Source organism: Streptomyces sp. NPDC048514 (assembly GCF_043199955.1).
Lineage (GTDB): Bacteria > Actinomycetota > Actinomycetes > Streptomycetales > Streptomycetaceae > Streptomyces.
On record NZ_JBICWT010000003.1, the window covers coordinates 267,702 to 294,414 of the forward strand.

Genomic DNA, 26,713 nt, shown 5'->3' on the forward strand with positions numbered 1-26,713 from the left:
GGGGGGGGGGGGGGGGGGCGGGGCGCGCCCCCCCCCCCCCCCCCCCCCGCCGCGCCCGGGCCCCCCCCCCCGCCCCCCCCCCCCCCCCCCCGCCGGTGTCGAATCCGACCCGGTACCGGTGGCGGTCTGTTGCGCCGCCGGTGACGACCGCTCGTCCGGGCGAGCCCCGGGTGCCGTCCGCGCCGCGGGCTGGTCCGCGGGGCCTATGTGCGAGCGCTCGGCCGGCCCGTCCTCCCGGTCGGCGGTTCCGTGGTCTGCAGAGAAGCGGGAGCCGCCGCCCGGCTTCGGTGTCACCTGTCCGCGGGTGCTGCGGGGCCTGCGCTTGGCTCGGCTCATGCCTGTCTCCCTGACTGGCCCTGCAGCTCACGGTGCCCTACGGGCCCGTCGACCGCCGGGCGGCCTCTGGGGCCTGCTGGTCCGTGCGTCCGACGGTATGGACCATTGCGCGGTCATGCACCCTGAGTCGGCGCCCGGGAGTGTGGAGAAGCAGGTCCAGGGACGCCGTGGCGCCCGCCTCGCCCAGGCAGTACGGCCCCGCGACGGTTCCGGGCCGGTCCGGGGGCGCCACGGCCGAATGGGCGTACCGTGACTCGGTCCGGGCGGTCACGGCACCGCCCATGACACGACGACCGGCGGCCACGCCTCCGCGAAAGCCGGTACCGGCAACCCGACCCCGAGTGGTCCCGGCCCCGGCTGGGCCGGTCAGAGCACCCGCAGAACGCCTACGACCTTGCCGAGGATCTGGGCCTGGTCGCCGGGGATCGGAGCGTAGGCGGGGTTGCGGGGCATGAGCCAGACCCGCCCCTCCTGGCGCCGCAGCACCTTGACCGTCGCTTCGTCCTCGAGGAGCGCGGCGACGATGTCACCGTGGTCCGCACTGTCCTGGCGCCGCACGGTGACGATGTCGCCGTCGCAGATGGCCGCGCCGATCATGCTGTCGCCGGACACCGTCAGGGCGAACAGGTCCCCTTCACCGACCACTTGTCGGGGCATGCTGTAGACGTCCTCGACCATTTCCTCGGCCAGCAGGGGTGCGCCGGCGGCGATCCGGCCGACGAGCGGCACGTCGACCGGCGCCTGGCTCTTGACACCCAGGTCGGGCGCCCATGAGGGCCGTACCCGGTAGGCGCGGGGGCGGTGTGGATCGCGGTAGAGGACGCCCTTGCGTTCCAGGGCCAGCAGCTGGTGGGCGACCGAGGATGTGCTGGCGAGCTGGACGGCCTTGCCGATCTCCCTCATGGACGGGGGGTATCCCTGGCCTTGGACGGTCTCGGTGATGAACCGCACGATCGCCCTTTGGCGGACGGTCAGTTCGCCCTTGGCGGCCCGGCTTCCCGGCGGCCGGCCCCGGCGAGTGGGTGCGTTGTTCTCCATCCGGGACACCTCCGTGCAAGATCCCTCAGACCGCGACCCTATCCGGCGCACCCCGGCAAAGGGAACAGGCATTCGCTTATACACGTGTTCGAGAGGCGTGAGAGTGTGCCGGCGGCCCGCCGGGTGCCGTGGAGAGAGAACGCCGGGACGGCAGTCGCACGGGTATCCCCAGGGGGTGGGAACAAAGCTGCGAGTGCCGAAGAACGTGCAGCTCAGGAGGTACGCGGGCGGCTCGGCGGCGGTGCTCAGGGCGTGCCATGGGATCCCGCCCCCGTCGCCTCGGAGGCCATGCGGGTGTGACGTGTGATCCCGCTCCCGTCGCCTCCAAGGCCCTCCGGGTGACGGCGTCGTACCGGCCAGGTGGCGGGAGGGTTCCGGTCTACTGGCGGGTTCCCGCGGCGGGCCGGGGCGCAGATCCTGAAGTGTGATGCGCGACGCGTCGACCGTTCGCGCTTCGCGAACCGGAGCCGGTGACCATGGCAGGTGACCGGTTGCCGCCGGAAGGCCGTCACCGCGGCGTTCCGGCCGGAGTAGGAGGACAGCCGCATGACGATTCGACTGACACTTCTGTGCGCGTACCCCGAAGGAACTTCCGCGGACACCGTCTTCGGTTACCCTCCGCCGGGTGAGCGCGGCCTTCCCGGTGCCGGCGTCGTCCCGAGCGTGCTGCCCCCTCCCTCGATGGCCGTGAGGTCGCCTTCCAGTGCCTCCGCGCAGACCGCGGCGGCTCTTGGACTGACGGCTGCGGTGGAGCCCGCGCTGCGTGACATCGACCACGGCCTCTGGCGGGGCCGCACAGTGGCCGATGTCGTCGCCACGGACCCGTTCGGGTACAGCGCCTGGCTCACGGACCCGGACGCCGCCCCCCACGGCGGCGAAACCGTACGTCGGCTCTGCCGGCGTGCCGCGCGCTGGCTGGACGGCCTGCCCCCGGACACGGGCCGCGCCCTGGCCATCGTCGAACCTGCCGTCGTACGGGCTCTGGTCGTCCACGCCACGTGCGCACCGGCCCGAGCCTTCTGGAGGCTCCCGCTACCGTCCCTGAGCACCGTCCGCCTCACGTGGAGCGGTGGCGCCTGGAGCGTGCGGCCGCAGCCACCCGACGCGTCTTCGGCCAGGGGCTTCGAAGGGCACTCGTCCATACTCATCCCCGCCCCCGCGGCGTCCCGGCGCCTGGCCGCGGACCGCAGAGCGAACCGCCGCGGCGAAAAGGCAGCCTGACCGACGCGGTCCACCGCGAGGGACGCGTGTCTCGCCCGCGTCCCGCTGCCGCCGGATCAGTAGGCGGAGTCGACGTTGTCGATCGAACCGTAGCGGTCGGCGGCGTAGTTGGCGGCCGCGGTGATGTTCGCCACCGGGTCGGTGAGGCTGTGGGACGTGCCGTCGACGTGGTAGGCGTTGAAGGTGGGCTGGATCACCTGCAGGAGCCCCTTGGACGGGGTGCCCTTCTGCGCGTTGACGTCCCAGTTGTTCTGGGCGTTGGGGTTACCGCCGGACTCACGCATGATGTTGCGGTGCAGGCCCTCGTAGGAGCCCGGGATGCCCTTGGCCTTCATGATGGTCAGCGACTTCTTGATCCAGCCGTCGAGGTTCCCCGCGTGACCGCTGATGCCCTTGGAGTCGGCGCCGACGCGAGAGGAAGCGGTGGCCACGTGTGCGGTGCTCGCCTGCGGTGCTTCGGCGGCCTGCGCGGCAGCCGGCATCAGGGTGAGCGCGGCGGCGGCCGCACCGGTCGTGGCGATGCCGGTCAGGGCGATGTTGCGCAGGCGGGCGATGCGGCGGGTACCGGTGTTCGTGGTCATGTGGGTCTCTCCTGTCGGGACGTCTTAGAGGCGCCGGCCGAAAGCGGTCACGGCCTGTAGGGCGTCGGGGCGAGGCCCCGTGCTGCGAGGCAGAGCGATCGGGCCCGGCGATGTGCGCCCGATCCGTCCGCGCCTCCCGGCAACGAGAAACATGGTTAGCGGCGGCCGGAGAGGGTGGCAAGAATGTGACGTACTACCCGACTACGGAGTAATGCCCGGATTGGTCATTTCCGGGGCTCTCTGCCCTGTTGGCGGCGGGGCGCCACTACGATCCCCGATAGGACGTGATCTGGCTCCTATGGGTGGCGTCACGCCCGCAGGGCCCTTCACCCCCGGTCGAGACCGCATCCAGACGTTGTCCGGCCTCCGTCCAGACCTCGTCCGGATCTCGTCCAGCCCCGGTCCCGACCGGCTCCGGATCGGGTCGACCGCGCCCCTCGGCCGAGGTCGCCGGACCAGGCGGCTCAGCGGCCGGCGTGCGCGCTGGACGCCCCCGTCGCCGGGTCGCGGCGACGCCTCGCCCGCGGGCGGTCGCGGTGGCGTTTCAGCCGCGGGCGGTGACGTACAGGCTCTGCGTGCTGCGGCCGATCGGTCCCTTCTCGTCGTGCAGGGCGGACTCGGCGAGGCCGATGCCGGCGCCGTCCACCATCGTCCGGGCGTCCAGGCAGACCCACTCGCCCTCGGGGTGGCGGTGCAGGCTGACGGTGAGGTCGGCGTTGACGAAGACGTGGCGGCGGAAGTCCAGCTCGGCGCTGATCCCGTTGCCCGAGTCGGCGGCCGTCAGCACGCGACTGAGCGGTGTGATCTCCTCTCCCGCGACCAGCGGGACACGCATGCGCAGCCACGCCGTCGCGGGGCCGGGAGCGAGGAACGAACCGTCGGCGAAGCGTACGTCCATGGCGGTGTGGTAGCCCTGCTCCCACGGGACCGGGAAGAACGGCTTCGGAGGCAGCGCTCCGGGCCCCGGCACCTGCGGGCCCGGCGAGATCCGCGGCACCGAGTCCGGCACGGTCTTCATGAGCAGCGCCGTCGCCCGCATCACCTCCTTGCCGCCGTCGGGTGTCAGAGCGACCTCCACGAGTTCGACGCTGCGCCCGGCGCGCAGCACGCGCGTGATCACGGTCAGCGGCCGTATCGGAACCGGGCGCGTGATCTCGTACGTGAGTCGCGCGACGCGCATGTCGGGCCGTCCGCCCGGGCGCCGCTCGGCGGCCAGGGCGAGCAGCGCGGCCGGTGGACCCGCGTGCTGGGAGCCGGCGTCCCACGGGCCCCGGGTGTAGCCGGTGGGCAGGAACCGGTCATCGGCCTCCCGCTCGTAGAACGCCTCGGCCTGCGACGTCGCCATGACTGCCCCTCCCGGGTCGCGCGGATGATCCACCCGGGATCTTACTAAGCGCTTGCTCATCCCGCAGCGATCGCGGGTGTCCGCCCGGGCACGGACGGACAGAAGGCCAGGAAGACTCCGGCCCGCGCCGCGCCGCGGCGGCGAGTCCCGTGTGGAGCGGGCCTACGGCGCTCGCGCCGGGGGCGCTCGCCGTCAGCCGTCGGCGGCGAGCCGGTTCAGCCACTCCGTCAGCAGGCGCCGCTCGGCGTCGCTGAGGATCGTCTGCTCCGGCAGCACGGCGCGCAGGGCGCGGGCGGCACCGGCCGGACCCGGGTCCTCCACCACGGGATGCCGATGGGTGACCGCGGCGACCATCGCCTCCCGCAGGGAGGTCAGCAGGGCCGGTTCGCGCCGCTCCTGGGGCAGTGACAGCCAGGTGAGCACCGCGCCGCGCGCCGCCGCGCACCGCGATCGACGCGGCCGTCGCGGCGGGCGCCCCCCGCATCCTCTACACCAGCCAGATGGGGGCCGGCGCCACATCTCGTTTCCAGGTCTGCCGCGACCACGCCGCGACGGAAGAGGCGCTGCGCACCTGCGGCGTGCCGTTCACCTCACTGCGCAACGGCTTCTAGGGACCGGGGACCTGCGCGCCGCGGTGTCTCGCCACCGCCCGTCGCCCCTGCGCGGCGAGGCCCGGCCGCCGGGCAGAACCTAGCGCGGAAGCTCCTCGTACCGTTCGCCGGCATCGTCGATGCGGCGCTTGCGCCGGGTGATGAGGTACAGGGCGACGGGCCCGGTGATCATCGACACGACGGGGACCAGCACCCACCACGCCATGGAGTCTCCCCTGATTGCGGTGTTCCGTACGGCGCCGTACGGCAACCATGCGGAGCGTATGCGCCGACCGTGATACTCGCCAACACCGCGCCAGGGAAGGCGCGTTGAACCTCATCCGTAATCCGATGTTTCTCGCCGACCACTGGACGACGCGGCCGGATCGAATCTAAGTTCCCCTTTCGGCAGCTGACTTGTTCATGACCTTTACCCGGGGCGTGGCACGAGTACGGCCGTGCAAGCCGTTGGTGCATCACTCACCCCTGCGATGCGAGAGGCTGTGGTGAAGACCGGGATCCCCGCGCCTGACGGCGCCCTCCGCGAGACGTCGTCCGGTGCCGTGGTGCCCGGCCCTCCCCGCTTTCTGGTGCTCGGTCTCTTAGCCATCACCGACGGCCGCGACACCGTCGTGCTCCAGCCCTCCAAGCCCACTTCGCTGCTCGCCGCCCTGCTGCTGCACCCCGGAACGGTCGTCTCCGCCGGGCTGCTGCAGCGCGTGGTCTGGGGGGACCGGCCCCCGGCCGGCGGAAGATCGGCCCTGCACACCTGTGTGCTGCGCCTGCGCCGGCTCTTCACGAAGTACGGCGTCGCCGACGACGCCATCGAAGCCGTACCCGGCGGCTACCGGCTGAACGCCGATGCGGACACCCTCGACCTGCTCCGGTTCCGTGACCTGCTGAACCAGGCGTGCGACGGCGACGATCCGGAGTCCGCGCTGCACCTCGCCCGCGAGGCGCTCCGGCTGTGGAAGGGGCCGTTGCTCGCCAATGTCCACTCCGACGAACTGCATCGCGACCACGTCCCGCGTCTGGCGGAGGAGCGGCTCCTCGCCGTCGAGCGGGTCTTCGACGGCGAACTGCGGCTGGGACGGCACCGGGAGATGATCGCCGAGGCCCGGGAGGCGGTCCGGGCCGACCCCGGGCACGAGGGCCTGTCCGCCCTGCTGATCGAGGCGCTGTACCGGTCCGGGCGGCGCGCCGAGGCCCTCGCCGAGTACCGCCGGATCCACAGTCATCTCACCGCGGAACTGGGCCTGGAACCCGGGCCGGTGCTGCGCGGTCTGCAACTGGCCGTCCTGCGGGGCGAACCGCCGGGCGAGGCGTTCGGCGAGTGGCCCGCCCCGGCGTCCCCGGGCACCCCGGCGATCCCGAGCGCGCCGACGTCGCCGGACGCCCCGGCGCCCCCGGGCGTCCGGACGTTCATGGGCGTCCCGCCGGCCGTGCCGCCCGAGGCAGCGCCCGGGCTCGGCAGGGCCTCTCCGCCGGCGCCGGGCGGGCTGATCCTGCGCGCCCTGGCCGAGGCCGGGCTGCTCGAGGAGGAATCCCCCGGCAGCTACCGGGTCCACGACCTGTTACGGCTCTTCGTCCAGGCGGCCGGCACCAGCCTTTCCGCATCCGCCTCGCACGACGCGGCCGAGCAGCCGCCGTCGCCCGCCGGCTGACCGTCCCCCTGCCTCCGGAGGTTTGACACGCCATGGCCAACGCTCCCGCGTCCTACGAGGAGATCGCGCGGTCGCGTCCCCGCATACGCAGGGACGTGCTCTTCACCCGGACCCCGAACGGCGTGCTCTTCCACAACGCCCACGGCGGATTCAACGTCGTCACCCAGTCCGCGTACCGGTTCGCTTCGCTGATCGTGCCTCACCTCGACGGTGAGCGGCGGGTCGAGGAGCTGTGCGCCGGCATGGGGGACCTGCACCGCGACATGGTGGTCCGGCTCGTACGCGCACTCTACGCGCGTGGTTTCGCCCGGGACGCCGGGCCCAGACCGGTGGCGGACGCGCTCGCCACGCAGGTCGCCGCGCGTTTCGCCCATCAGCTCGACTACCTCGACCACTACGCGGACGACGCGCCGGGACGGTTCCAGCGCTTCCGCTCCACCCCGGTCGCCGTTCTCGGCGGCGACGCCCTGGCCCGCTGGGCGGCGCTCGGACTGCTCCGTAACGGCTGTGCCGCCGTGGCCGTCACCGGACAGGACCCCGCACAGGGGGTGCTCAGCCGTGAACTGCACGGTGTGGAGGACACCCGCGAGCTCGACGCCGAGGCCGCCGGCCTCGCCGAGGGGGGATGCCCGGTGCGGCTCGCCCGGCTGCCCCGTCCGGCCGACGGCACGTACGGCTGGGCGGACCTCGACGGCTGGGACACCGTGCTGGTCACCGGCGTGGACGCGCCGCGTCGGATACTGCGGCTGCTCACCGAGGGCGTGCCCGCCGGGCGGCGGCTGCTCGGCGCCTGGACGTTCGGCGACCGTGCCGTGGTCGGCCCGGTGATGACCGCGGGCACCCCCGGCTGCTGGTGCTGCGCCGCGCTGCGGCTCGGTGCGTCGGCCGCCGCCGCGGACAGTGCCCGGCTGTGGGCTTCGGTGGGTCCCGCCGCACCGCTCGGCACGACCGCGCCCGCCCTCGCGGGCCCGCTGGCCGGCATGCTCGGCAACCTCCTGGCGTTCGAGGTGTTCCGACTCACCACCGGGGCCCTGCCGGCCGAGACCCGCAACCAGGTCGTCGTCCAGGACCTCGACTCCCTCGACGTGCTGACCGAGCCTGTGCTGCAGCACCCGCGATGTCCGTTCTGCGCCACCGAGGACATGGGCGGACCAGCGGAGTCCGGCGTGCCCGCCGGTGACCTGCTGCGCGCGTCCCACAGCGACGACCGGGCCGCCGCTGCGCCCGCCGACGGCGCGGCGGACGAGGACGCCGCCAAGGCCGCTCTGAGCGAGCTGGAGCGGCGCGATGTGCTCGTGCGCGAGACGGTCGGCGTGTTCACGGCGTACGCCGACGACGACTGGGAGCAGACGCCGCTGAAGGTCGGCACCGTCCGCCTGGGCATCGAACCGGGCCGGGTGCGCCGGGTGTCCGCCGCCGATGTGCATCACGTGGCCGGTGCCCGTCTTGCGGCCCTCTTCCGGGCCGCCGAGGTGTACGCCGAGCACGTCGTGCCGCCAACGGTGCTGGACACCGGCGCGCTGGAGGCGGTGGCCGGCAAGTGGCGGCGGATCGCTCCGGCCGACTTCGACGTGTCCAGCGGTCTGGACGTCGCCGCCGAGCGGATCGCCCACTGGAGCGAGGCGACCTCGCTGCTGGACGGGCGCACGGTGCTGGTGCCGGCCGGTGCGGTCCGTACCCTCGGCGGCTGGAACGAACAGGGCCTGTTCGAGCGGACCTCGGCCGGTACCGGCGCCGCCGGCACCCCGCGCGGCGCGCTCGCCCGCGGCCTGCGCACCGCCCTCACGCTCGACGCGCTGCACGGTGCCGTCCGCCGCAGGGCTCCGGTGCCCCTCGTGGACCCCGCCTCGCTCACCGGCGATCCCGAACTGCTCTTCCTGCTCCGCTCGGCGCAGAACCTGGCCACGACGGTGGAGGTCCTCGATCTGACGGCGGCGGGCGGCGACGTCCTGCCGGTCGCCGTGGCCCGGCTCACCGACGCCGGGACGGGCGCCGTGCGCTGGGCCACCGGCAGCGGACTGCATCCGCGCGAGGCCGTGCGGGAGGCGCTGCGCGACCTTCTGGGCGCCGAGCAACTGCGCCGGGCGGGTGCGACGCCGGACACCGGCGACCCGATGTGGGCCGACCTGGAGGCCGCGACCCTGGTCGCCTCCGGGACCGTACCCCTGCCGGAGGCCCCGACCCACGCCGCCTCCGGTGCCGTACCCCTGCCCGAGGCCGCGACCCGGCCCGCCTCCGACACCGCACCCCTGACGGTCGTGCCGTCGCCGGAAGCCGCGACCGGGTGGGCGGCCGTACTGGACGCTCTCGCCGCGGCGGGCCGGGACGCGTTCGCGGTGCCGGTGGCCGCGCCCGACCTCGCCGCAGGCGGGATCCACGTGGTGCGGGTGCTGCTGACCGGCAGGACGTGCCGTGCCCACTGAGACCGTCGAGGCGCCGCGGCCCGGCGCCGCCGCCCAGGCCCCGTGGGACGCGGTGTGCGCCGGCCTCACCGCCGCCCTGACCGCGGTCATGGCCGAGCGGTTTCCGGCTGCGCCGCCCGCCGTGGTGGTCCCGTTCGGAGACCGTGACGAACTGGCCGCCGGACCACGGGAGTTCGCTCGGGCCGTGGTACCGGTCGGCCTGTACGGGCACCACGCGGTGGTCGGCCAGGTCACCGCGGCCGGTGCGCCGGGATGCCCGCAGTGTCTGGCCCGCCGCTGGCAGGCGGTGCGCGCCGGGTACCTGCGGGACGCCCTGGAGCAGGGTGGCGAGACGCGCGCCACCGGGACTCCGCCGTGGGGGGCCGGCTTCGTGGTGGACGCCCTCGCCGCGCTCGTCGCCGAGGCGGGCCGGCGGCCACGCGGCGGGGGCGGCCACCCATGGGTCTGGCTGCTGGACCTGGAGACCCTGCGGGTCGCCCGGTTCCCGCTGGTGCCGGACGGCGAGTGCCCGTCCTGTGCGGTGCGGCCCGACGACTGCGCGGACGCCGCACGCATCGTCCTCGGACCCACCCACGAACACTCCTCGGGCAGCTTCCGGCTGCGCCCGCCGGAGGCGTACGGCCTGTCGGCGAAGGCGCTCGCCAATCCCGTCACCGGCATGCTCGGGCCGTCCGTCGCCCCGGACCTCACGTCCGCGTCGACCTCCTCCGTGGTGGGCGCCTTCACCACCCGTTCCGGCGCCTATCTGCGGGAGTGCTACTGGGGCGGGCACACCGGCGCCTACGGCAGGAGCGTGCACGTCGGGCTGCTGGAGGGGGTGGAGCGGTATGCCGGGATGCGGGCGAGGGCGAAGCGGACCGCGGTCACCGCCTCCCTCCACGAGCTGGGTGACACGGCGGTCGATCCGCGGGTCACGGGCCTGTATTCCGACGCCTTCCACGCCGACGAGCCGGATGCCCCGCGGTTCTCGGCGGACCGGCCGGTGGACTGGGTGTGGGGCTGGTCGCTGCGCGACTCCCGGCCGGTCCTCGTGCCGGAGATCGTGGCCTACTACCACGCCCCGGGCGGCATCCGGCGGCGCTTCGTGCAGGAGAGCTCCAACGGCTGTGCCTCGGGCGGCAGTCCGGTCGAGGCCGTGCACCACGGGCTGATGGAGGCCATCGAGCGCGACGCGTTCCTGCTGGCCTGGTTCGGGCGTGCCCGGCTGCCCGAGATCGACCCGGCGAGCAGCCGCCGGCCGGCTACGCGGGCGATGGTCGACCGGCTGGCGATGTACGGCTACCGGGCGCGGTTCTTCGACACCCGCGTCACCTTTCCCGTGCCCGTGGTGACCGCCGTCGCCGAACGGGTCGACGGCGGGCCGGGGTCGCTCTGCTTCGGCGCGGGCGCCTCGCCGGACCCGGAGGCCGCGCTGGAGGCCGGCCTGTGCGAGATCGCCACCGACTCCGTCAACCTGCGCCGTCGCACCGCCCGCGAGGAACGCCGGCTGCGCCGCATGGCGGGCGACTTCGGCGAGGTGCGGGTGCTGCACGACCACCCGCTGCTGTACGGGCTGCCCGAGATGCGCCGGTACACCGACTTCCTGCTGCGCGGCCGGGACGACGCGGACCGGGTGCCGCTCGCCTCGCTGGCCGCGGCTCCCGGGTCCGCAGGTCGCCGCTGCGACCTGCGGGAGACGGTCGAGGCCTGCGTCGCAGCCGTCACCGAGCGGGGCTTCGACGTGGTGGTGGTCGACCAGACCGCGCCCGAGCAGCGCGCCCTCGGGCTCCACACGGTGAAGGTCCTGGTGCCGGGCCTGATCCCGATCGACTTCGGCTGGAGCCGGCAGCGCGGCCCGCTCCTGCCACGCGTGCGCACCGCGCTGCGCGAGGCGGGACTTCGCGAGGACGACCTGACCCCGGCGGATCTCAACCCGGCTCCGCATCCCTTCCCTTGACCCCTTTCCCTTGACCACTGACCCCTTTCCCTTGACCACGCGCACCAGCCACCCGGTGCCCGGGCCCGCCCGGACCGGCGCCCACCACAGACGAGCAGAGGAGGGAGTGACCATGGGATACGCCCATGAGTACGCGACCGCGGTGATGTGGCGGGGCAGGACCCCCATGGAGCCGGCCGACTTCGTCCCCGACTGGGCCGACCGCCCGCGCAAGGGCAAGTTCTTCCCCGGCGCCCCCTCCTTCCCGCTGCCCGACGGCGGTTGCGCGGACGACGCCACGGTCGGCCGGGGCCTGTTCGGGGAGCGCGGCACCGGGGCGTTCACGCTGCCGCTGCTCGGCGCGATGCTGCGCGACTCCTACGGCCTCACCGGCCGCCGGCTCGCCGTCCAGGCCAACAGCGACCTGGGTTCACTGCCGTTCCACACCCAGGCCAACTGGTCCCGGGGCACCGCCTCCGGGGGCGGCCTGTATCCGATCGGCATCCACTGGGTCAGCGGCGCGGAGGGCCCCCTCACGCCCGGCGTCTACTACTACGACACTCCTCATCACCGGCTGGCCCGCCTGCTGTCGGGAGACGTGTCGGGCGAAGTCCGCGCCTGTCTCGGGGACCTGGCGGAGGCGTCCGACACCGATCAGTACCTGGTGCTGGGCGTGACGTTCTGGCAGAACGCCTTCAAATACAACAGCTTCGGCTATCACGCCATCACGATGGACATCGGCGCACTGCTGCAGACCTGGCGGATCTGGGCCCGCGCGCACGGAGTCCACCTGGGCGGCGCCCTCTGGTTCGACGAGCCCCGGCTCGGCCGGCTGCTCGGCCTCGACCCCGCGGAGGACGGGGTGTTCGCCGTCGTGCCGCTGCGCTGGGCCACCGCCGGGACGACGGCGCCGCCACCGCCGGCACCGGCACTGGTGGCGAGCGGTGCGCGGGTTCGCCGTGCACCCGAGGAGAGGTCCCGGCGGGTCCTGACCTTCCCGACCCTCCGCCGTATCCATGAGGCCACTCTGGAGGGTGCCGCCGACCGGCCCGCTCCCGGCGCGCTCGACCCGGCCCTCGCGGTGCCCGCTGGCCCCGGCGACCGGGTGCCGCTGCCCGGGCCCGCCGCGCTGGACACACCCGTGCGGCGGGCCCTGCGGGAACGCCGCAGCAGCTTCGGCCGGTTCACCGCCCGCGCCCCGCTCGACGCCGCCCGGCTCTCCGCCGTCCTCGCCGCGTCGGTCGCCGCGGGCACGCTGGACAGCGACGTCGAGACGCCGGGCAGCGCCCCGCTGACCCGGCTGTTCGTCTTCGTCAACCATGTGAGCGGAGTCCGCGCGGGCCTCTACGAGTACGACCGGGACGATGGCGGCCTGGTGCGGGTGAAGACCGCCGACTTCACCCTGTTCCTCCAGGAGCACTACTTCCTCGCCAACTACAACCTGGAGCAGGCGGCCGCCGTCCTCGTACCGGTGGCCCGCACGCATGCCGTGCTGGACGCGGTCGGCGATCGCGGCTACCGCCTGGTCAACGCCGTCGTGGGTGCCGCCGCCCAGGCCGTGTACACCGCCGCGTCGGCCGCCGGAACGGCCTGCGGGGTCGCCCTGGGCTTCGACTGCGTCGCCTACGCGGAGGAGTTCGGGGTCACCGGGCAGGGCGGGGTACCGCTGCTGATCATGATGATCGGCAACGAGGGGCCCCGTCCGGCCGACTACCGCTACGACATCGTCGCCCCATGACCCGCGGCCCCGCCCAGCCCCGGCGAACCCGGAGTCCGCGCACACCCCCGGCGTGCACCCGGAATCCGCGCACACCCCCGGCCTTCACCCCGAATCCGTGCACACCCCAAGGGTTCCGGCGGGCCGGGCGCCCTCTCCCCGGACCGCGGTACACCCCACACGAAAGGCGCACGGCATGAGTCCGACCGCCGGCACCGCACAGGACAACCCCGGCACGGCCGACGCACCCCTGGTCCTGCACCACCGCTTCATGCTGCGCGTCGCCGGGCTCCCGATCGACAGCGTCGCGGCGCTGCGGGCACCCGAGGCCGCCGGCTGGGCCGCTCGCACGGCCGCCGAGGAGCACCGACTCCAGGATCTGGGCGCGCGGTTGAGCGGTCCGCTCGCCGCCGCGGTGGGAGGCACCGATGACGCGGCTCTGCGTCGGCGCCTGCTCGCCCTGCGCCGCCAGGTGTTCAACAACCGGCTGCCCGACGACCTCGACGCGGCCCGTGCGCTGGCCGCCGGACTCGGCGGAGGCGGCGGAGCCGACCTGGCCGCGTGGCTCGACGCGCGCGTCCGGTGGGCGGAACTGCGTGCAGAGGGCGAGGCCGTGCTGCGGGACTCGCTCGCCCGCACCCGGGCGGCCCTGCGCGACCTCGCACGCGACGACCGGCTGCGCAGGGGCCTGCTGCTCGCCTCACCGACCCTGGAGGAGCGGCTCGACGCGTTCGCCGCCGACCCGGCCGCGGTACCGGGCAAGCGGGCTCGCAAGATGGAACGCTCGCTGCTGTCCTACGTGTACCGCACGGCCTGCAAGACCAGCCCGTTCAGCACACTCACCGGCGTGGCCCTCGGCGGCTTCGAGGGGGGCGGGGCGGCGGCCGGGGCGGACGGCACCGGCGGCGCGGTGGCCAGGCCGGCCACGGCGGACGGGCCGGGCGAGACCGACAGGGCGGTGGACCGGGCGGACGAAGCCGACCGGGCGGACGGGCCGGACAGTGCCGGCAGGGCCGCCGGGGCGGGCGGCACCGGCGGGGCAGACCGTGGGCCGGTGCCGACCTTCGTGGGTGACGACTGGATCGGCCACCCCCGCCTCAACGTCGTCGTCCTCACCCGGCTCGCCGAGCTCGTCGCCGCCGACCCGGTGCGCCGCGCCGACCTCCCGGTCACGCTCGCCTCCGGCTGGAAGCTCGACGAGGGCCGGGTCCGCTACGTCCAGCGGGCCGTCACCGCCGGCGACGACAGCGCGCCGGTCAGCTTCGACGCCGCCCAGGACCGCCTGTTCTTCCTGCGTCGCCAGGGAGCACTGGACGGAATGCTCACGCTGCTGCGGGACCACGACGGCCCGCTGCGCCACGGTGAGCTGGCCCGCTGGCTGGCCGCCACGACCGGCGCCGGGGACGAGGAGGCCGGGCACTACCTCGCCGCCCTGCGCGACCTCGGGATGCTGCAACTGCCGAGCCTCGCCACGAGCGTGCACGGCAGCGACCCGCTCTCCGCCTTCCAGCGGTCGCTGCGCGCGCTGCACCGCCCCTGGGCGGACGAACTCGCCGTACGCCTGGACGGCCCTGCCGACGCCCTCGCCCGCTACCCGGATGCGGACGTGCCCACCCGGCGTGCCCTGCTGGGCTCGCTCCGCGCCGACCTGCTCGCCCTGCAGACCGACCTCGGCGCCGAACGGCCGTCACTGCCCCGGACGTTGCTCTACGAGGACGTCTCCGCCGGCACCACCACCGCCGACCGGGGCGAGTGGACCGCCCTGGTCACCGAACCGCTGCGCTCGCTCGACCGCGTGCTGCCGGCCTTCGACGTGGCGCTGCCCCAGCGGCTCACCCTCAAGGGCTTCTTCCTCGCCCGCTTCGGGCGCGGTGGGCGTTGCGAGGATCTGCTGCGCCTGGTCCACGACTTCCACGAGGACATCTTCCGCCAGTACCTCCAGTTCACCGGCGCGCGCGACCGTTTCCGGCCCGATGGCAGCCACGCCCCGGAGGAGAACTGGCTCGGCCGGGCGGAGATCGCGGCCGTCGACCGGGCCCGCGCGACGCTCACCGCGCGGATGCGCGAGGCATGGGCCCGACTGCCCGAAGACGCCCAGGAGTTCGAGTTGGACGACGCCACGCTGGACGCGGTGGCCGCCGAACTCGCCCCCGCCGCACCGGCCTTCCGGCCGCAGAGCCACTTCCTGCAGCTGGCCCGCAGCGCCGACGCCCCACTCGCGGTCCTCAACAACTCCTACGGCGGGCTCTGTTTCCCCTTCACGCGCTTCACCCACTGCTTCGACACGGTGAGCGGGGGCGTGCAGACCGGACCGGGCCTGACGGACGCGCTGCGCGTGGAGCTGCGCCGGCTGTCGCCGCCCGGCGCGGTCTTCGCCGAGGTCACCGCCGGTGCCGCCACGACCAATCTGAACCTCCACGGCCGGCTGACCGACTACGAGATCGTCTGCCCCGGCGAGAGCAGCACCGCCCCCGGGGCGGCCCGCATACACCTGGACGACCTCCACGCCGTGCACGACGCGGACTCCGACCGGCTGCTGCTGCGCTCCCGGCGGCTGGACCGCGAGGTCGTTCCGCTGTACCTGGGCTACCTCGTCCCCATGGTGCTGCCCGAGATTCCGCGCACCCTGCTGCTTTTCTCCCCGACCGCCCGGGCGGTCCCGGACGTGTGGCGCGGAGTGCCCGACGGGCCCGCCGAGGAGGGCGTCACCCGTCGGCCCCGGGTGCGTCGTCATTCGCTCGTGGTGCAGCGGCGCTCCTGGACGGCCGCGGCCGGCAGCCTCCCCCGGCGCGCGCCCGGGCTCGGTGACGCCGACTGGTATCTCGCCTGGCACCGCTGGCGCGTCCGGCACGGGCTGCCCGCCCGGGTGTTCGCCACCGTGCGGGAGGAGGCCGCGGACGGCGCACCGGGCGGCTGGTTCGGCGCCGCCAAGCCCCAGTACGTCGACTTCGACAGCCCGCTGTCGCTGACCGCCCTCGAAGGGCTCCTCGCCGGCAGGCGCGCCCGCACCGTCTTCGAGGAGATGCTCCCCGACGAGAACGAGCTGCACGTCACGTCACCGCGCGGCCGGCATGTCGCCGAACTCGCCGTCGAACTGCTGCCCGGCCCGGCCGGCCGGCCCGAAGAGGACGGAACCCGATGACCGCACCCTCCGCACCCCCGACACCCTCCCCCTCCTCCCCCACCGCCCCCGCCTCCCCGGTCTCCGCCGCCTCCACCGCCTCCTCCACCTCCGTCTCCGCCCAGGCGGGTGGCGCGTCCGAGGGCGACGCACCCGGCGAGTGGCTGGCGGTGCACGTCTTCTACGCGGCGAGCACCCGCCCGCTGCTGCTGCGGTGCGTCGAGCCACTCGTCCACGCGCTGACCAGGGAGGGTCTGCTGGCCGGGTACTTCTTCATCAACTACTGGCTGGAGGGCCCCCACCTGCGGCTGCGCCTCAAGCCCGCCCGGGCCGCCGACGCCCCCGTCGTTCGCGAGCGGGTACACGACGCGCTCACCGCGTTCCTGCGCGAGCGTCCCGCGCTGTACGAGGTCAAGGACGGCTTCTTCGCCGACCTCTACGAGACCCTCTTCACCCTGGAGTTCGGCGACGAGGAGCGCTCCGCGTACCTCGGCCCCGACGGGCGGATGCTGCTGCGGCCCAACAACACCTTCGAGGACCGCCCTTACGAACCGGAGTACGGCAAGTACGGCGGCCCCGCCGGGATCTCGCTCGCGGAGTGGCACTTCCAGCACTCCAGCGACCTGGTCATCGAGGCGGCGCGCAGCATGAACCTGCATCTGCGCACGGTGCTCCTCGGGCTGTCGGCCCAGCTGATGATGGTCATGTCCGGCACCTTCCTGACCGGCGACGAGCAACTGCTGACCTTCCTCGACCGCTACCACACCTTCTGGAACAGGGCGTTCAGCGCCACGAACTACACGGCCGACGACGGATACGACCGCGCCTACACCAGCATGGGCGCGAGCCTCCCGGAACGGTTCCGGCACGTCCGCACGGCGGTGGCCCGGGGTGAGACCGGAACGCTCCCGGCGTTCCTGCGCGGCTGGGCCGGCCACTGCGCCGAACTCCGCGACCGGGCTGCGGCTTTGGCACGCGAGGGTGGACTGGTCTTCCGTTCCTGGGACGGCACCCGCGACATCCGTCCGACCGACCCCGCGCAGGCCCTCCCCATGCTGCTCTCGCCGTACATGCACATGACGAACAACCGGCTGAGCATGACCGTCCGCGACGAGGCGTTCCTGTCGTACGTCCTCGCGCGGGCGCTGCGCGACGGAGCCGCGGAAGACGCGGCCCCGGCGGACGACGCGACCCGGGCCGAGTACAGCGGGGGCCGGCGGAGCCGTGGCCGTCCCCAGCACGGCTGGGACCCGCGAGACCCCGGCCGTCCCCGGAACAGCCGGGACCGGCGAGACCCCGGCCGTCCCGAGAACGGCAGTGGCCCGCGAGACCCCGGCCGTCCGGAGGGTGAGGAGTGAGCGCCGGCACCTTCCTCGACGCCCGGCCCCGGGTCCGCGCCGACCTCGTCGCCGGGCCCAGCCTGGTGCGGGGTACGGCCCGCATCCATCTGCTGAAGGACCCGCGCTCCGGGCGGCGGCTGGAGCTGGGGGCCAGGGAACACTTCCTGGTGACGCGCCTCGACGGCACCCGCAGTCTGGCCGAGATCGGCCGGGACTACGCGGGCGAGTTCGGGGCCCGGCTCGGCGAGGCGCAGTGGGGGCAGCTGCTGCGGCTGCTGGGCGCCCGGGGCCTCCTCGACGGCGCCCCCGCACCGGCCGGAGGGCCCGTCGACGCGGCCGAGCGGCCGCCCAGCGGCATCCTCTCCGGCCGCACCCGGATGGTCGCCGACGCGCCCGCCCTGATGGACCGGCTGCACCGGGCGGCCGCCCCGGTGCGGCGGCCCGCCGGTCTGACCGTCCTCGTCGCCCTGGCCACGTCGGTGCTCGTCGCCGTCGCCGTGCAGGCGGGCATCCTGTGGCGGCAGACGGTGGAGGCGGCCGGGCAACCTGTGCTGCTGTTCGCCATCGGCTGTGTCCTGTGGTGCAGTCTCGCCCTGCACGAGCTGGCGCACGGGATGTTCGTGCGCGCGTGGGGCGGCCGGGTCAAGGAGATCGGGCTGCGCTGGTTCCTCGGTGCGACCTACCTGTACTGCGAGGTGGAGGACGTCCAGTTCCTGGGCGGCCGTGGCCGCAAGGTCGCGACCGCCTGTGCCGGGGCCTTCGCCAATCTCCTCTTCCTGGTGCCGTTCTACCCGATGTGGGCGCTGCTCCCGTCCGGGGCGCAGGCCCGGCCCGCGCTCGGCGCGCTGCTGCTCCTCGGCACCGTGTGCGCGCTCGCCAACCTGCTGCCGCTGCCTCCGCTCGACGGATACAAGGCACTCGGCCACGCCCTCGGCGTCGCCCGGCTCGCCGACGGCAGCCGGACCTTCACCGCACTGACCGTACGCGCCCTGTTCCGCCGTGGCCCGGGCATCGCCGCCTACTCCGGGCGGCTGCGGGTTCTCTACGGCGGCTTCGCCCTCCTCATGGCGGTGCAGAGCGCCGTGCTCCTCGTACTGTGCGGGGCGGCGCTGCGGGCGATCCTGCCGGACGGCCTGGCGGTCCTCGCCTGGTCGTCGCCGCCCGCCCTGCTCGCCGCCGCCGTACTGCTGTGGGCCCTGGGCGGGCTCGGCCGCGGTCTGCGGGACCGCCGCCGCCCGCCCTCCGGACCGGCGGGAGCCGGTGACGGGCCCGAGCCCGGATCGGCGCAGCCGGCACCGTCCGCCGCGGGCGGCGTCCGCCCGCCCGCACACGTCGCTTCGACGGCCGCCCCGGCCGTTCCGCACCACCCGAGGAAAGGCGTCATGAGCGCACCCGACATCACGACCGAGACCGACGCCGGCCGCACCGCGTCGGCGCCGGTCGTCGTCCTGGACGGCGTCACCAAACGGTACGGGGAGGTGATCGCCCTGGACGGCGTCTCCCTCGACGTGCGGCACGGCGAGTTCTTCGGGATCCTCGGCCCCAACGGCGCCGGGAAGACCACGCTGGTGGAGATCGTCGAGGGCATGCGGGAGGCGGACTCCGGCTCCGTCAGCGTGTTCGGGCAGAGTCCCCGGCCGCGCGACACGGCCCTGCTGGCCCGGATCGGCGTACAGACCCAGGCGTCGGCGTTCTTCGCGCGACTGACCGCCGGGGAGCACCTGCGGACGGTCGCCTCGCTCTACGGGATGGACCCGGCCGCCGCGCGGACCGCGCTGGAGCGGGTCGGCCTGACCGCGAAGGAGGGCGCCCGCGTCGATCACCTCTCGGGAGGTCAGCGCCAGCGGCTCGCCGTCGCCACCGCGCTGTTGCACGAGCCCGAGCTGATCTTCCTGGACGAGCCGACCGCCGCGCTCGACCCGGAGGCCCGGCGCGAACTGTGGGCCCTGCTGCGCTCGTTGCGTTCGGAGGGCCGCACCATCGTGTGCACCACCCACTATCTGGACGAGGCGGAGGCGCTGTGCGACCGGGTGGCGATCATGGCCGGCGGCCGGGTCGCCGCCCTGGACACGCCCCGCAACCTGATCCGCGCCCTCGCCGCCCCGGCCCGGTTGCTCGTCCCGGCCGGCCTGCTCTCCGAGGAGGCCGCGCTCGCGCTGGACGGTGTGGACCGGGCCACCGTCGTGGGCGGCGAACTCGTCCTGGAGACGACCGTCCCGAACCGGGTCCTCACCCCGCTCGGCGACCTGGTGGACATCGACTCGGTGACGGTCCGCACCCCCACTCTCGAAGACGCCTATCTGACGCTGACCGGCAGCGGATCGGAGCACCACCGTTGAGCGCCTACGCCGCACTGACCAGGGCCACGTACGTCGCGAGCGTGCGCGACAAGACGACCCTCTTCTTCACCTTCGCCTTCCCGCTCGCCTTCCTCGTCCTCTTCGGGCTCATCTTCCACGGCCAGCACGTAGAGGGCGGCCTGGCGTCCATCAACTACATCGCCCCGGGCGTGCTGTCGTGGGGGGTGGGCAACGCGGCCGTGTTCTCGGTCGGCTTCGCGCTGATGCAGTGGCGACGCGACGACCTGCTCCGGCTGATCTGGCGCACACCGACCCCGCTGCGCACCCTGCTGGCCTCCCGCTGGACGATCGCACTGGCCGTGGCCGGGGCGCAGACGCTGCTGTTCACGGCCGTCGCCCTGCTGCCGTTCTTCGGGCTCCGGCTGGACGGCCCCTGGTGGGCGGCGTCCGCGCTGCTGGTCCTCGGCGTCACCGCGTTCCTGGCCATGGGGCTGGTCGTCGGCAGCGTCGCCGACACCCCGGAGGCGGTGGCGGCCATCGCCAACCTCGTCATGGTGCCGATGGCGTTCCTGTCCGGTTCGTTCTTCCCCGACGACCTGATGCCGGGCTGGCTGCGCACGGCGGCCAAGGTGCTGCCGCTGCACTACCTCAACGACGGACTCACCGACGCCATGGGCGGCCGCGGGGACCTGGGTGACATCGCGCTGGACTGCGCGGGACTGATCGTCTTCGCCCTGGTCTTCGGGCTGATCGCCGTCCGGGTCTTCCGCTGGAGCAACCGGGCGTGAGCGAACTGACCTCGGTGACCTCCCCCGCCCCGCCGGCGCGGCCGCTGGAGCCCGCTCGCGCGGATCTCCAGGCCCGCCTGGCCACTCGCGCCGCACGCGCCGACCTTCCGGCACCGGCCGTCTCCCGCATCGGCGACGCCAATGTTCTCGGCGACACCGGACGGCAGTCGGTGCCCCCGAATCCGGCGGCCGTCCATCTGACCGCCCAGGCCGTGCTGCTCGGGCCGTGGGGCGGCACCCCGGGGGCCGGTCCGGCGTGCGGTGTCTGTCTCGCCATGCGCCGCCAGCGCCTGCGTACCCGTACCGAGCGCGACGCGCTGGAGACCGGCACCGAAACGGTCGCGGCCGGCCGCTGGCCCGCGCTGCCCGACCACGCGGTGGACGCCGTGTGGTTCCTGCACCGCCTGATCGTCTCCGGTGCCGCCCGGCACTCCGCGCGGGGGGCGGATGCGGCGCTGCCCCAGGTCACCGAACTCGACCTGGAGACGCTGCGGGTGCGCACCTTCCCGCTGATGCCGGAGCCGATGTGCCCGCACTGCCGCCCGTTCACCGGGGAGAGCGCTGGGCAGGCCGCCGGGGGGCCCGCCGCCTCACGGCCCAAACCGCATCCCGACGCCTACCGGCTGCGCTCCCCCGGCGACCACCCGCTGCCGGTCAAGGGCCTGGCCAATCCGGTGTGCGGGGTGCTCGGCGGCGGCACCTGGATCGACGTGACCTCGCCCACGACCGCGCCGGTCGCCGGCAGCGTCTTCGTGCGGGGCTACGCCGGTCTCACCGACGTGACCTGGAGCGGGCAGGCCGGCTCCTTCGCCCGCAGCCGCGACCTGGCGTTCCTGGAGGGCCTGGAGCGCTACGCGGGCACCCACCGCAGGCACCGCGCCCCGGTCGTCACCGCGTCCCTCGACGAACTGGGCGATCGTGCCCTGGATCCGCGCACCTGCGGGCTCTACGGGCCCCGTACGTACGCGGAGGACCCGATGGTCGAGCCCTTCGACCCGGCCCGCCCGCTGCCCTGGGTCACCGGCTGGTCCCTGCGGGACGACCGTCCGGTCCTGGTCCCGGCCCGGCTCGTGTACTACAGCGCGGGCACCCGCTCGGACAATTTCGTCTTCGAATGCTCCAACGGCTGTGCAACCGGCGGGACCTGGGAGGAGGCGGTGTTCTTCGGGCTGCTCGAACTGGTCGAACGGGACGCCTTCCTGCTCGGCTGGTACGGCGATCTGCCGCTGCCGGAGATCGACCTGGACTCGGTGGGCGGGCCCGGGGTACGGGCCATGGTGGCGCGGGCCGCGCTGCAGGGCTACGACGTCCACGTCTTCGACAACCGGGTGGACCTGCCGGTGCCCGTCGTCACCGGTCTCGCGGTCCGGCGCGACGACGGGCCCGGCACCCTGGCCTTCGCGGCCGGCGCGTCCTTCGTCCCGGAGACGGCGGTGGAGTCCGCGGTCTCCGAGATCCTCACCTACATCCCCCACCTGCCCCGCCAGGTCGCCGAGCGGCCGGACGAACTCGCGGCGATGGCCGAGGACTTCGACCTCGTCACCCGGCTGCCGGACCACGCCGCGCTGTTCGGCCTGCCGGCCATGCGCCGGCACGCCCGGGGCTATCTCGCGCCGGCCCGGACCGCCTCCCTGGACGAGCTGTTCGCCGGGTGGGAGGACCGCCGGCCGCGCACCGGCGACCTCCGTGACGACCTGCTGCTGCTGCGCGACCTGATCGCCGGCGCGGGATGCGACGTCGTCGCCGTCGACCAGACCACACCCGAGCAGCGCCGGATGGGGCTGCGGACGGTGGCCACGATCGCTCCCGGGCTGCTGCCGATCGACTTCGGCTGGCTGCGGCAACGGGCTTTGCACATGCCGCGGTTGCGGACGGCTCCGCACCGGGCGGGGCTGGTGCCGGCGCCGCTAAGGGAGGAGGAGCTGCGGCGCGTTCCGCATCCGTTCCCGTGAGCGCGGGCCCACGCCGGTCACCGGAACGGGGCGCGGTCCCCGGCGCGCCGAGGCGCGCCGGGGACCGCCGGACCCGCGACCGGCGTCAGGCGGTGCAGGAGGTGGTGCTGGTGGTGCTGGAGCAGGTGCTGGTGGAGGAGCAGCTCGTGGACGAACCGAGCATGACCTCGCTGGCGTCCGAGTAGTCGGTGATCTCGAAGGTCTCCGACTCGAGGTCCAGGATCTCCTGGGCGAGGGAGGCGAGGGTGTCGTCAGCCATGGTGGCTCCTTGTGGGTCAGGGGACCTGCTGCCGGACGGAACGGTCCCGGTAGGTGGTGCGCCGAACCTGCCGTGGGCGTACGCCTGTTGGCCCACCCTTTCTACGCGGCCGCGGCGCCGGCCCCCTTGCCGTCCGCTGTCACTCCGCTGTCATCCGCCCCTCACCCCGATCCGGAGTCCCGCCGACCGCCAGGAGTTCCGCCTCATGAGCAGCCACCACGACAGACCGGACGCAAGGGTGGAGCACGACCCGCGCCGGGGCTTGCCGCCGGGCCTGAGCGGTCTGCTGGCGCCCGCCGCCGAGCTGTACCTCGACCTGCACCGGCATCCCGAACTCTCCGGCGCCGAACGCCGTACGGCCGGCCGGTTCGCCGACTGGCTGGAGGCGGACGGCTTCCGCGTCCTGCGTGGTGTCGGCGGGCACGGGGTCGCGGCGGAGCTCCGCAACGGCGAGGGTCCGACCGTGCTGCTGCGCGCCGAACTCGACGCCCTGCCGGTGGCTGAGGAGACCGGTGCCCCCTATGCGAGCACGGCCACCGCGCCCGGCCCCGGCGGACGGCCCGTCCCCGTGATGCACGCCTGCGGCCACGACGCCCACCTGGCCTGCGCGGCGGCCGCCGCCCGCTGGTTCGCTTCCCGCCGGGACGGCTGGCGCGGCACCCTCGTGGTGGTGGGCCAGCCCGCCGAGGAGACCCTCGGCGGTGCCGAGGCGATGCTGGCGGACGGCCTGTACGACCGGATCGCCCCGCCGGACGTGGTGCTGGCGCAGCACACGGCGGCCTTCCCGGCGGGGATGGTGGCGCATGCCGACGGCCCGGTGCTGGCCGGCAGCCGCGCCCTGGAGGTCCTCTTCGAGGGCGAGGGTGGGCACGCCGCCACCCCACACCTCACCGCCGATCCCCTGCTCGCCGCCGCCGGTACCGTCGTACGGCTGTCCGCCGTGGCGGCCCGCGAGACCGATCCCGGCGAACGACTGGTCGTCACCGCCTCCTCGCTCACGACCGGGGACACGGAACACACCGCCAACGTGATCGCCACCGGAGCCCGACTGCGTGTCTGCGTAAGGGCCTTCTCCACCGCCGGCCTCGACCGCGCGGCCGCTGCCGTGGCCCGGGTGGCCCGCGCCGAGGCCGCTGCCGCCGCCCTGCCGCCGCGTGTCACCGTCACCGAGGTCTCCCGCTCCGGTGTCACCGTGTCGGACCCGGACGTCACCACCGCCGTCCGCGCCGCTCACCGGGCGGCCTTCGGCGCCGCCCGCGTCACCGGCTGGCCCGCCGGTACGGCCACCGAGGACTTCCCCCTCCTCACCGGCGCGGGCGCCCATCTGCACGGCCGGCCCGGTATCCGCGCCGCCTACTGGATGCTCGGCAGCGTCGGCCCCGCGCAGTGGGCGGCCGCCACCGGAGCCGGCGCCGGTGAGAAGTTCCGCAACCTGCCCGGCAACCACTCGTCCCGCTATCTGCCCAGCGTCCGCCTGACCCTGGAGACGGGAACGGCCGCTCTGGTGACGGCGGCACTGACCCGGCTGGGGCCCGCGGACGAGTGACGCGGGTGCCCGGGCGACGGTGTGCGGGGTCCCCCGGTGCCTACCCTGTCACCTGCGGATTTGCAGAGTCATGGCCAGTACTTTGTGGGAGCGGCGGCCCATTGGCCATAGGCTCGCCCGCGCTGCCCCCCACGCGCACCGGCACGGCGCACGTACGTGCCTTCGAAACACCACGAGGACCATCATGAACAGCCGGCGCAGACAGCAACTGCTCCAGTCCGTCACCCCGCTGCTCGCCGAGGGCGAGCAGGTCGAGGCCGCCTCCCTCGCCAGGGTCGGCTCCGTCTCCGTCAAGCGCCGGGTGCTGACCACCGCGCTGGTCGGCGCCCTCACCGCCGGCACGGTCATCGCCACCGTCCAGCCGCGCCCGATGTACTGGGCCCTCACCGGCCGGCGGATGATGTTCTTCGACGCCGGGACCACGACGGGCCGGCCCGGCGAGCTGCTGATGATCCTGCCGCGCGAACTGCTGGCCGCCGCGCCGCTGAGGAAGGCGCTGCTCGGTCTGGGCCTGCAGACCGTGCTCACCGTCCAGGGACAGGCCCAGGACCTGAAGCTCACGTTCCCGCCCGCCTGCAAGGCCGCGGGCAGGGATCTCGCCTCCCGCATCGCCGTCGCGGCCTGACCCCCGCCACCCTGGGCCGTGCACGGGCGCGCGTACGCGCGGAGCGACAGGGGTGGGCCACGAGTCCCGGCTGCACCGGGCGTCCGGGCGCGCGTACGCGCGAAGCAGTAGGCGCACGGCTCTGAACTCCCCCGCGTTCAGGGTGAGTCGGGGGGCACCGGTCGTCATCTCACCGAGACGGAGCGGGCTTCTCCCTCGGCGCCTCAGCGCGCCTGGCTTCGGGCAGCGCCGCCGGTGGCCCGCACCCGGGCGCCGGCTGCCGCGCCCGGCCCGGAGAGCGATCCGCCCTCGCCGGTCTGGCCGTGCGAGCCTCCGTCTCCCCCCTCATGCTGGACATGAGGGGGGAGGGACAACGGAGGAAGTGGTGACGATGCGGACCGTTGTCGACCTCACGCGCTGCCAGGGCTACGCCCAATGCGTGTTCCACGCGCCGGACGTCTTCGAGCTGCACGGGGAGGAGGGGCTGCTGTACGCCACGGCCGTCCCGGACGACCAGATCGAGCGGGTGCGCCTGGCCGCGGCGGCGTGCCCGGTACAGGCGATCCTGCTCGGTGAGGAGGTGAGCGGCGGTGTCCGGTGACCTCACCGACGGGCGGATCGTCATCGTCGGCGCGTCGCTGGCCGGGCTGAGGGCCGCGGAGGCGCTGCGCGAGGAGGGTTTCACCGGCTCGCTGACCGTGGTCGGGGAGGAACCCCATCCGCCCTACGACCGGCCGCCACTGTCCAAGCAGGTGCTGCTGGGCCGCGCCGGGGCGGACACCACCGGGCTGCCGATGCGGCGGGATCCGGACGCCGAGTGGCGGCTGGGCGTCCGCGCCACCGGCCTGGACCTGCTAGCGAAGCGTGTGACGCTGGACGACGGAGAGTCGCTGCCGTTCGACCGGCTGCTCATCGCCACCGGGACGCGGGCGCGGCCCTGGCCCGATGCGGAGCAGGCGGCCCTGGACGGCGTGTTCACGCTGCGCACCCGGGAGGACGCCGGTGGGCTGGCCGAACGGCTGGACGCCGGGCCGGAGCGGGTGCTGGTGATCGGCGGCGGCTTCACCGGTTCGGAGATCGCCTCGGCGTGCCGGGAGCGAGGGCTGGAGGTCACGGTCGCCGAACGCGGCCCCGCACCCCTGGTGGGCGCGCTGGGCGGCACCCTGTCGAAGCTGGCCGCCGTCATGCAGCGCAATCACGGCGTGGACCTGCGCACCGGCGTGACGGTCACGGCTCTGCGGGGCAACGGCGGCTTCACCGGTGCCGAGCTGTCCGACGGCAGCCGCGTCGACGCAGACGTCTGCGTCGTGGCGCTGGGCGCGGTCCGCAACGTCGAGTGGCTGGCCGACTCGGGGCTCGCGGCGGGCCCGCGCGGGATCGCCTGCGACGCCGGGTGCCGTGCCTTCGACATGTACGGGATCGTCACCGACGACATCTTCGTGGCCGGGGACGTCTCCCGCTTCCCGCACCCGCTGTTCGGCTACCAGATGCTCTCCCTGGAGCACTGGGGGAACGCGGTCGAGCAGGCCGAGGTGGCAGCGCACAACATGGTCAGCCCGGGGCCCCTGCGGCGCCCGCACCTGTCCGTCCCGTCGTTCTGGTCGACCCAGTTCGGGCTCAACATCAAATCCGTGGGCGTGCCCACCTACTCCGACCACGTGGTCATCGCCCAGGGCTCCCTGGAGGCGCGCCGGCTGGCCATGGTCTACGGCTACCGGGGCCGGGTCACCGCCGCGGTCACCGTCGACATGGCCAAGGCGCTCGACTACTACCGGCACCTGATCGAGACGGCCGCCCCGTTCCCGCCCCCGCCCGGCGCCCAGGACCGTGCGATCACGGCGGACGTCCCGATCCCCTCCGACGTGCCGGATCCGGCCGTGCTGTCCCACGGCCCGACCGTCGCCCTCACGGGGCATCTTCCCGATCGGCGGCTGACGCTGGGGCAGCCCACCGGCTGACCCGCGTCCAGCCCG

Annotated in this window: 19 protein-coding genes and 2 pseudogenes; 15 read left to right on the top strand and 6 right to left on the bottom strand. The window is 74.3% G+C overall.

Going from position 1 to position 26,713, the window contains the following annotated elements; all coding sequences use genetic code 11:
- Nucleotides 1–702: 702 nt before the first annotated feature.
- Nucleotides 703–1,374 carry a transcriptional repressor LexA gene (gene lexA / locus ACGFT2_RS07195; RefSeq protein ID WP_393274388.1) on the bottom strand — a complete coding sequence of 224 codons (672 nt, stop codon included), beginning with the start codon at nt 1,372–1,374 and terminating at the stop codon, nt 703–705.
- Nucleotides 1,375–2,055: 681 nt separating this feature from the next.
- Between lexA and ACGFT2_RS07200 the strand changes: the two genes are divergently transcribed.
- Nucleotides 2,056–2,595 (top strand): histidine phosphatase family protein, encoded by a 540-nt coding sequence (locus tag ACGFT2_RS07200; protein WP_393274931.1) that lies wholly within the window; start codon nt 2,056–2,058, stop codon nt 2,593–2,595.
- A 56-nt stretch (nt 2,596–2,651) separates the two neighbouring features.
- On the opposite strand, the gene ACGFT2_RS07205 is transcribed toward ACGFT2_RS07200, so the two are convergent.
- From ACGFT2_RS07205 to ACGFT2_RS07215, 3 genes are all read right to left on the bottom strand, one after another.
- A complete protein-coding gene (locus tag ACGFT2_RS07205) occupies nt 2,652–3,176 on the bottom strand; it encodes a transglycosylase SLT domain-containing protein (RefSeq protein WP_393274390.1) in 525 nt (174 codons plus the stop codon).
- Between the two features lie 544 nt (nt 3,177–3,720).
- Nucleotides 3,721–4,521 carry a thioesterase family protein gene (locus tag ACGFT2_RS07210; protein ID WP_393274392.1) on the bottom strand — a complete coding sequence of 267 codons (801 nt, stop codon included), beginning with the start codon at nt 4,519–4,521 and terminating at the stop codon, nt 3,721–3,723.
- A 192-nt stretch (nt 4,522–4,713) separates the two neighbouring features.
- Nucleotides 4,714–4,944, bottom strand: a complete 231-nt coding sequence (locus tag ACGFT2_RS07215; protein ID WP_393274393.1) for a hypothetical protein — start codon at nt 4,942–4,944, stop codon at nt 4,714–4,716.
- Nucleotides 4,945–4,961: 17 nt separating this feature from the next.
- Here ACGFT2_RS07215 and ACGFT2_RS07220 point away from each other — a divergent pair.
- Nucleotides 4,962–5,129 (top strand): annotated as a pseudogene (locus ACGFT2_RS07220) (SDR family NAD(P)-dependent oxidoreductase); the annotation flags it as partial.
- An 82-nt stretch (nt 5,130–5,211) separates the two neighbouring features.
- Here the strand turns inward: ACGFT2_RS07220 and ACGFT2_RS07225 are convergent.
- Complete coding sequence (locus tag ACGFT2_RS07225) at nt 5,212–5,337, bottom strand: hypothetical protein (RefSeq protein WP_393274395.1); 126 nt, start codon at nt 5,335–5,337, stop codon at nt 5,212–5,214.
- A 280-nt stretch (nt 5,338–5,617) separates the two neighbouring features.
- Here ACGFT2_RS07225 and ACGFT2_RS07230 point away from each other — a divergent pair, with 280 nt between their 5' ends.
- The 9 genes and pseudogenes from ACGFT2_RS07230 to ACGFT2_RS07270 all read left to right on the top strand — a co-directional run bounded on the left by ACGFT2_RS07230 (nt 5,618) and on the right by ACGFT2_RS07270 (nt 22,331).
- Nucleotides 5,618–6,775, top strand: a complete 1,158-nt coding sequence (locus ACGFT2_RS07230) for a BTAD domain-containing putative transcriptional regulator (protein ID WP_393274397.1) — start codon at nt 5,618–5,620, stop codon at nt 6,773–6,775.
- A 32-nt stretch (nt 6,776–6,807) separates the two neighbouring features.
- The gene (locus tag ACGFT2_RS07235; RefSeq protein WP_393274399.1) at nt 6,808–9,198 is read left to right on the top strand and encodes a TOMM precursor leader peptide-binding protein; all 2,391 of its coding nucleotides are present in this window, start codon (nt 6,808–6,810) and stop codon (nt 9,196–9,198) included.
- Nucleotides 9,188–11,134 carry a TOMM precursor leader peptide-binding protein gene (locus ACGFT2_RS07240; protein ID WP_393274401.1) on the top strand — a complete coding sequence of 649 codons (1,947 nt, stop codon included), beginning with the start codon at nt 9,188–9,190 and terminating at the stop codon, nt 11,132–11,134. The genes ACGFT2_RS07235 and ACGFT2_RS07240 overlap by 11 nt, the downstream gene beginning before the upstream one ends.
- Before the next feature lie 112 nt (nt 11,135–11,246).
- On the top strand, nt 11,247–12,851 hold the full coding sequence (locus ACGFT2_RS07245) for a nitroreductase family protein (RefSeq protein WP_393274403.1): 1,605 nt from the start codon (nt 11,247–11,249) through the stop codon (nt 12,849–12,851).
- Nucleotides 12,852–13,026: 175 nt separating this feature from the next.
- Nucleotides 13,027–15,972 carry a lantibiotic dehydratase gene (locus tag ACGFT2_RS07250; RefSeq protein WP_393274404.1) on the top strand — a complete coding sequence of 982 codons (2,946 nt, stop codon included), beginning with the start codon at nt 13,027–13,029 and terminating at the stop codon, nt 15,970–15,972.
- A 143-nt stretch (nt 15,973–16,115) separates the two neighbouring features.
- Nucleotides 16,116–17,114 (top strand): annotated as a pseudogene (locus ACGFT2_RS07255) (lantibiotic dehydratase C-terminal domain-containing protein); the annotation flags it as partial.
- Nucleotides 17,115–17,305: 191 nt separating this feature from the next.
- Nucleotides 17,306–19,630 (top strand): ATP-binding cassette domain-containing protein, encoded by a 2,325-nt coding sequence (locus tag ACGFT2_RS07260; RefSeq protein WP_393274405.1) that lies wholly within the window; start codon nt 17,306–17,308, stop codon nt 19,628–19,630.
- Entirely contained in the window at nt 19,627–20,379 is a 753-nt protein-coding gene (locus ACGFT2_RS07265) for an ABC transporter permease (protein ID WP_393274406.1), read from the top strand. Before ACGFT2_RS07260 ends, ACGFT2_RS07265 begins: the two co-directional genes overlap by 4 nt.
- A complete protein-coding gene (locus tag ACGFT2_RS07270) occupies nt 20,376–22,331 on the top strand; it encodes a TOMM precursor leader peptide-binding protein (protein ID WP_393274408.1) in 1,956 nt (651 codons plus the stop codon). The genes ACGFT2_RS07265 and ACGFT2_RS07270 overlap by 4 nt, the downstream gene beginning before the upstream one ends.
- 85 nt (nt 22,332–22,416) lie before the next feature.
- Here ACGFT2_RS07270 and ACGFT2_RS07275 read toward each other — a convergent pair whose 3' ends face one another.
- Entirely contained in the window at nt 22,417–22,590 is a 174-nt protein-coding gene (locus ACGFT2_RS07275; protein WP_393274410.1) for a thiazolylpeptide-type bacteriocin, read from the bottom strand.
- A 205-nt stretch (nt 22,591–22,795) separates the two neighbouring features.
- Between ACGFT2_RS07275 and ACGFT2_RS07280 the strand changes: the two genes are divergently transcribed.
- The 4 genes from ACGFT2_RS07280 (at nt 22,796) to ACGFT2_RS07295 (ending at nt 26,698) form a co-directional block, all read left to right on the top strand.
- On the top strand, nt 22,796–24,136 hold the full coding sequence (locus ACGFT2_RS07280) for an amidohydrolase (RefSeq protein WP_393274411.1): 1,341 nt from the start codon (nt 22,796–22,798) through the stop codon (nt 24,134–24,136).
- A gap of 184 nt (nt 24,137–24,320) precedes the next feature.
- Nucleotides 24,321–24,761 (top strand): hypothetical protein, encoded by a 441-nt coding sequence (locus ACGFT2_RS07285; protein WP_393274412.1) that lies wholly within the window; start codon nt 24,321–24,323, stop codon nt 24,759–24,761.
- A 370-nt stretch (nt 24,762–25,131) separates the two neighbouring features.
- Complete coding sequence (locus tag ACGFT2_RS07290) at nt 25,132–25,341, top strand: ferredoxin (RefSeq protein ID WP_393274413.1); 210 nt, start codon at nt 25,132–25,134, stop codon at nt 25,339–25,341.
- Nucleotides 25,331–26,698: an NAD(P)/FAD-dependent oxidoreductase gene (locus ACGFT2_RS07295; RefSeq protein ID WP_393274414.1), complete on the top strand. Its 1,368-nt coding sequence runs from the start codon at nt 25,331–25,333 to the stop codon at nt 26,696–26,698. The genes ACGFT2_RS07290 and ACGFT2_RS07295 overlap by 11 nt, the downstream gene beginning before the upstream one ends.
- Nucleotides 26,699–26,713 lie beyond the last annotated feature (15 nt).